The following is a 6403-nucleotide window of genomic DNA, read 5'->3' as shown; positions in this document are numbered from 1 at the left end:
AAAGCCGACAAGTTGTTTGGTGTGAGAACTGCATGCAACCCTGATACCTGATTTCATATTACGGTCAAGCTGTGTACATCTGATTATCGTCTAGCTGAGCGCGCTCACCTCAGAAAGGGTGGGGTTTATGGAGCGCTTACGGTGAATCGCTTTAGGGCAACCCCACGCGGCTTCAGGACTTCACCCCTGTCATTGCGATGCGCAACACGACCTCGGCCAACGCCTACAGGCACAGGCCGAGTAAAAAAAACGGGCGATCAAATGATCGCCCGTTTTTGTGTATTCGCTATCAGCCCTTCTATAAGGTGTCCGCCCAGTGCTTTGGCCTCGGCATTCCATGCACTGGTAAAGAGCCGTGACACTGGGCGAACGAGGAGATTTTAATAGAAGTTCGCAAATATGTCCGCGAGCAAACATGAAATTTTATTTACATAATGTTTAACTAAATGTCGATCGAAATACTATTCAGATCATCGACAAAACTCACCAACCAGAACATTAAAACCTGATTGTTCTTGTACAAAAAAGTTATACAAGAACAATCAGTCTATACAGTCAATCCTCAGGTTTTGGATTTAGTGGTCACTTTCAGAACGTCGGTGTACGTGACGACAACGCTTTGTCCAACTTTCAGGTCTTTGAGTTTGGCCTGAACTTCTGGTTTTACGACGTCAATCGTTTTGGTATTACCCTTCGGACCTTCGAAGGTGACCTGATGTTTCGCCAGGTCGATTTTGGTGATTTTCAGCTGAACCTGGACCTGACGGTAAGCTTCGCCGCCTGGTTTGTCGCTCCCTGGAGCCGCGCGAGCTTCGCCCGTGCGTTCGGCGGCGCCTGGCAGGCCCTTGCTGACGTCGGTATCGAGGGCGAATACGACGGCGTGAGCCACTTGAATGTCGACCTCGTCGCCGGCTTTCAATTTGCCAAGGTTTTTCGCCTCGTCAGTCAGTTGGATAGAAGTCTCTTTACCTTCTGGTCCTTTAAGGACGACTTGATGTTTCGCGGCGTCGACCGAGACAACGGTCGCGGTGATCTGATCCGCTACCACGTCAGCAGACAGCGGAATCTCCTCGGCCATGGCGCCAAGGCTGACAGCAGACAGCAAGGTAGCGAGGGTGATGGCTTTGGTCAGTGCGTGGAGTTTCATAGGCAATACATTCCTTGGTAATAAATGACAACAGACCGCTCTGGCTCAGGCGTCAGCGCGATGTGTGCAAATGAGCATAGACGTACTTCAAGAAGTTTTTGCAGTTTCTTTTGCGGTGGATTCGTCGTAGTCGGTGCTTTTTCCACTTTCCTTGCGCCAGGTCAGCTGAGTAGCGCGCAGGGCATCATTGTCGCGTTCGTCGGGGGCTTCTCAGGCCTGCGGATCGTCAACTTCATGGGCGACGTTCACAGCGGGCGAGTCCTTGTGCAATTGCTCGGCCCTGGCGTTCAAGTCTTGCCACTGTTCGATGTCGATGGCGCCCTGCCCCAGCAAGTCGTCGGCCACCCGCAGCAGTTCGGCGTAATGGGCGTCGGGGGATTGTTGCCAGTAGGCCGTGTCGTCGAACAGGCGCTGCCACGCGGCAAGGTCTGGCGGTTTGAGGTCGTCGCTCATGACGGGCTCCTTTGAACGGGCTTGTTAACTTAGGAGGACGTCGATCTGCCGAGAGTTCCAGTTCAATAACCGGTCATTTCCAGATAGCCCTGCCCCGCATGGCTGCCGCTCAGTCGCACCGGCCCTTCCCAATACGGAATGCGCAGATCCATCCAGGCATTGGGGTTGAGGGCATTGAGGGTGATGTCGAGGTGCTTGCCGGGGATTTTGATCGACCAGCGCACGGGCATCTGACGGCCTGCGACCTCGGCGGTGTCTTGGGGTGTGAGGCGGATGTCGTCGGCGTGCAGTGGTTGAGTCTGCCCCTGGGCATCGATCCAGGTGCCGGTGAGGTAAGGCTCTGCGTCCTTGTTGCGCATGCGGTAGAGCATCACTTGCTCGCCGCTGTCCAGGTGCAGGGAAAACCAGTCCCAACCGGTCTGATTGGCGGTCAGCGGCTGGCTGCTCCATTCGCGGTCGAGCCAGGCCGGGCCGCTGACTTGATAGATCTCGCCATCGATTTGCAGCGAGCCACGGGCCTGAAAAAACGGCTGGCTGTAGTAATATGACGCCTGGCCTTGTTCGGATTTCTGGCTGAAACCTTTATCGCCCTGAAGCACCAGCGGACGGGTGGCTGTCAGGTGCAATTGGTAGGCGAAATCCTTGTCCCGCGCACTGAGTTGAAGATCAGTTAAAGGATCAGAACTTTGACTACTGAACCGCCAGTCATCGATCCAGGCATTGAACGGCGCCAGGCTCGCACCCGCCTGACCAACGCCGCCCCGGGCGTAGCGTTCGGCCGCGTGATGCACCGTTGCCGACGTCACGGCCGCATGCCCCAGCCAGATCGTCTGATTGGCCCAGCCGGCCACCTCGGGCGCGGCTTTCAAGGCGCTGCGAAACAACGTCCATTGCACGCCGAATTCGCGGCCCTGCTCGTCCTTCAGATTGGCGGTGACGTACCACCACTCGATGCGAAAACCGTCATGCGGCCCGTGATCCACCGGGAAGCTGAACTCCCGACCGGGCACCACCGGCGTAAACGCCTCCGCCTCGCCACCCAGACCGGCGAAGCCTTTCTCAACAGGCGCCGGGTTGTCGCAACCACTCAACACCATCACCAGCAGCAAGCCGAGCTTAATCCTCATGGGCAAACGTCCTCAGCAAGTCCGCCGGTTGCGTGCGATACAGCGAATACAACGGCCACGCCGATGCCAGTAACGTCGCGAACAACGCCAGCCCCATCAACTGCAGCAGTTGCAGCGGAAACACGCGCAACGGCAGGCGCCAGCCGAACGCCTGGACGTTGATCACCGCATCCAGACACCACGCCAGTGCAATCCCCAGCGGCAACGCCAGCACCAGCGTCAAGACCGCCAGCAACCAGGTTTGTCCGAGGTTGAGCAGCATCAATTGCCGCCGCGTCACTCCCAGCGCCCACAACGGCGCCAACTGCCCGAGACGGCTTTGGCTTTGGGTCAGCAGGCTGATGAATAACGCCACGCCGGCTACACAAAGGGTCAGGCTGTTGAGCGCGGCGGTGGCGGCAAAGGTGCGTTCGAAGACTTGCGTCGACCAGCCTTTGAGCCGCGCCTGATCGACGATGCGGCTGTCGTCGAGCGCGAAGCGCGCCTGCAACGCGCTGATGAACGACGGAATCGATGCCGGCTCGATGCGCAGATTAAAACGGTTGGGCGCCAACTGTGGCCAGCCGCGCAACAAGTGGCTGACGTTGACCAGCAGGTGGCCCTTGGGGTTGCCGTAATCGGCATAGATCCCGACGATGCGCGGCGACCACGGGCCGCCCGGCGTGGGAATCGTCAGATGATCGCCGAGGCGTACTTTCAGCCTTCGGGCCAGTTGTTCGCTGAGCATCAGCGCGTCGTCCGTGGCCAGTCGGTCCCACGGGTTGTCACCCAAGGCCTCCAGCAACGGCCAGTGCTGGCGATAGTTCGGGTGATCGATCACGCCAAAGACGTCCGCCGGCCAGCCTTGCAGCTGGATCGACACTTGCCAGTTGGGTAGCACCGCCAATATTTGTGGCTGCTGTTTGAGCCAGGTGTCCAGCTCACGAGACTGTGCCGGGTTTTGCGGATTGACGTAGAGCTCAGCGGTCAGGCGCTGTTCGAGCCAGTTGCTGAAGGTCTGGCGAAAACCGGCGGTCATGCTGCCGGCGCCGATGTTCGCCGCCAGCGCCAACAGCAGCGCCATCAAAGCCAGGCTCAGCGCCGGCAATTGCTGCCGGCAATCGGCGACAAACCATTGGCCGAGCACTGAACGACTGCGTTGCAAGACGAGGTTGAGCACGGCATTGAGCACCACGGGCAGCGCCAGTGCGGCGCCGAGCAACAGCGCCGCCATCAACACAAAACCACTGGCCAGGCTGTCGCCCCAGATCAAGGCACCGAGCGCAATCACCGCCGCCGTCGCCGCCACCCAACCCTGGCGCCGTAACCAGCGCGCATGCGCCTGATGCCAGGCCTGCGGATCGGCCAGCGCCAACAGCGGCAAACGCGCCGCCCGCAGCAGACTGTTGGCGCCGGCCAGCAACGCACCGAGCAAACTCAGGCCGACACCGCTGAGCCACCACCACGGGCTGAGGTTCAACTGCCCCGCCACTTCGGCACCGTACAAGCCGCGCAGGCTGGCGGCGACGTCCGGCAATAGCACGCTGGCCAACAGGTAGCCGCTGACCACGCCGGCGAGGCCGCCCACCAGCGCCAGACCGCCGAGTTCAACGGCAAGACTCGCAATGAGCATTCGCGCACTGACGCCACAGGCGCGCAGGGTTCTGAGCAGGCCTCGCCGCTGCTCCAGTGCCAGACCGATGGCCGCGTGGACGATGAACAGGCCGACCACGAAGGACAGAAAGCCTAAAGCGTCGAGGTTCAGGTGAAAGCTCTCGGTCAGGCGCGCGAGGTTGTTCTCTTCGCCGCTGGTCTTGAGTTGGAGTTGAGCCTTGAGCGTGTCGGGTAACGCAGCGCTGAAATCCTTGGGCAACAGCAAGCGCGACAGCTGATCCGGCAGACCGAGAATCTGCTGAGCGAAGCCAATGTCCACCAGTAGCACGCCGGGGGCCATGTCGGTTTGAACGTGCAGCGGTGGTAATGCCACGCCGCTCAAACTGGTCGGCCGTTCACCTTCGCGCATCCCCAAAGTCTGCAACGTCTGTGGTGAAATCCAGGTACTGCCCGGCGCACTGAAGAATTCGACAATCTGCTCGATCGGCAATGCCTGCCCCGCCACCGAGGAACCGGCCGGCAGCGACACTGGCTCGATACCCATCAGTTGCAAGCGCTGATCTTCATGGCCCTTGAGGAAGACTCGACCTTGCAGCAGAGGCGACACTGGCCAACCGGCACGACGCAAGTCGACAAATAACGCCTGGGAAAACGTCCCGCCACCGGGTGCACTGAGGCTGGCTTGCGGTTCGCCGCCGATCAACTGACTGGCGCGGGCATAACTTTCCCGCGCCTGACTGTTCAGCGCCTGCACGCCCGTGAGCAAACCGGTGGCGAGCCAGAGCCCGGTCAGCACGCTGAAAAACTGCACCGGGTGCTGCCGCCAATGACTGAGCAGCGCCCGCAGTGTTTCGCGAAAAACCCGCACCTCAGCGCTCGTCCGGGCCAGCCAGACGACCACCGTGCAACACCACTTTTTCCGCCAGCCGCGCGGCAACCCGTGGGCTGTGAGTGACCATCAATAAGGTGGTGGACGTGTCGTCGAGCAATTCCAGGAGCAACTTCAACACCTCGTCGCTGGTAGCTTCATCGAGGCTGCCGGTGGGTTCATCAGCCAACAACAATTTCGGCTGCGAAGCCAGCGCCCGACCCAGTGCGACTCGCTGCTGTTGGCCGCCGGACAGTTGCTCCGGATAGCGCCGCAGCACATCCCCCAAGCCCAGACGCTGCACCAGATGCGCCTGCCAGCGCGGGTCATGGCGCCCCGCCAACCGCGCCTGAAACGCCAGATTATCCTCGACGCGCAAGCTGCCGATCAGGTTGAACTGCTGGAACACCAGGCCGATTTCGCTGCGCCGCCAGTTGGCCAGTTGCGCCTCGCTCATCTGCTCCAACCGATGGTCACCGCTGCGGATGCTGCCCCGGTCGACCTTGTCCAGCCCGGCAATCAGGTGCAGCAAGGTACTTTTGCCACTGCCCGACTCGCCCATCAGCGCCAGGCTGCTGCCGGGCTTGAGCGTCAGGTCGACGCCTTGCAGCACCGGCAGCGGGCCCTGCGGGGTGGCGTAGCTTTTGAAAACGCCTTGGACCTGAAGCATGGGCAAACCCGTTTGAGAAGCGTGAAGCAAGGATAGCCGCCTGACTCCCACAAATCCCTGTAGGAGCGAGCCTGCTCGCGATGACGGTGGCACATCCACTGCTGATGTGACTGAAAGACCGCTATCGCGAAGAAGCGCCTCTTCGAAAACAAACCTCGACGTGCCTTGGTATCCAGACTGCCTCGCGTGACTCTGCAATTGCTGACCAATCCATAAGGCACTAATCATGCTGGTTCAACAGCAAGAATCGATACCGACTATCCATACAAAAACCCCGCCAACGGCCAATGCCGATCAGWTAAGCCATAACGCTGTCCGTAGCAGCTGGCGAAGCCTGCGTTCGGCTGCGCAGCAGTCGTGAAATCAGGCGATGCGGTGTTTCAGAAAGACCGCAAACTCAGGTATCACGACTGCTGCGCAGCCGAACGCAGGCTTCGCCAGCTGCTACGGACAGCGTTATGGCTTATCTGATCGGCATTGGCCGTTGGCGGGGTTTTTGTATGGATAGTCGGTATCGATTCTTGCTGTTGAACCAGCATGATTAG

Annotated in this window: 5 protein-coding genes; all 5 read right to left on the bottom strand. The window is 59.8% G+C overall.

All coding sequences use genetic code 11. The features are described 5' to 3' along the window. Positions 1-562 precede the first annotated feature (562 nt). Entirely contained in the window at positions 563-1147 is a 585-nt protein-coding gene (locus AC1DSG_RS25955; RefSeq protein ID WP_477793441.1) for a hypothetical protein, read from the bottom strand. A 210-nt stretch (positions 1148-1357) separates the two neighbouring features. Then, the gene (locus AC1DSG_RS25950) at positions 1358-1600 is read right to left on the bottom strand and encodes a hypothetical protein (protein WP_477793440.1); all 243 of its coding nucleotides are present in this window, start codon (positions 1598-1600) and stop codon (positions 1358-1360) included. 62 nt (positions 1601-1662) lie between these two features. Continuing rightward, positions 1663-2727 carry a lipocalin-like domain-containing protein gene (locus AC1DSG_RS25945; protein WP_477793439.1) on the bottom strand — a complete coding sequence of 355 codons (1065 nt, stop codon included), beginning with the start codon at positions 2725-2727 and terminating at the stop codon, positions 1663-1665. Beyond that, a complete protein-coding gene (locus AC1DSG_RS25940; RefSeq protein WP_477793438.1) occupies positions 2717-5188 on the bottom strand; it encodes an ABC transporter permease in 2472 nt (823 codons plus the stop codon). The genes AC1DSG_RS25945 and AC1DSG_RS25940 overlap by 11 nt, the downstream gene beginning before the upstream one ends. 1 nt (position 5189) lies before the next feature. After that, positions 5190-5858: an ABC transporter ATP-binding protein gene (locus AC1DSG_RS25935; protein WP_477793437.1), complete on the bottom strand. Its 669-nt coding sequence runs from the start codon at positions 5856-5858 to the stop codon at positions 5190-5192. Positions 5859-6403 lie beyond the last annotated feature (545 nt).

This window comes from Pseudomonas sp. P5_A12, from assembly GCF_056400685.1.
This window is presented reverse-complemented; position numbering and strand designations above follow the sequence as displayed.

What these genes read in the sequence shown, in the direction of transcription:
- AC1DSG_RS25955 (WP_477793441.1), bottom strand. Translation starts at nt 1,147, where the DNA reads ATGAAACTCCACGCACTGACCAAAGCCATCACCCTCGCTACCTTGCTG.
- AC1DSG_RS25950 (WP_477793440.1), bottom strand. Translation starts at nt 1,600, where the DNA reads ATGAGCGACGACCTCAAACCGCCAGACCTTGCCGCGTGGCAGCGCCTG.
- AC1DSG_RS25945 (WP_477793439.1), bottom strand. Translation starts at nt 2,727, where the DNA reads ATGAGGATTAAGCTCGGCTTGCTGCTGGTGATGGTGTTGAGTGGTTGC.
- AC1DSG_RS25935 (WP_477793437.1), bottom strand. Translation starts at nt 5,858, where the DNA reads ATGCTTCAGGTCCAAGGCGTTTTCAAAAGCTACGCCACCCCGCAGGGC.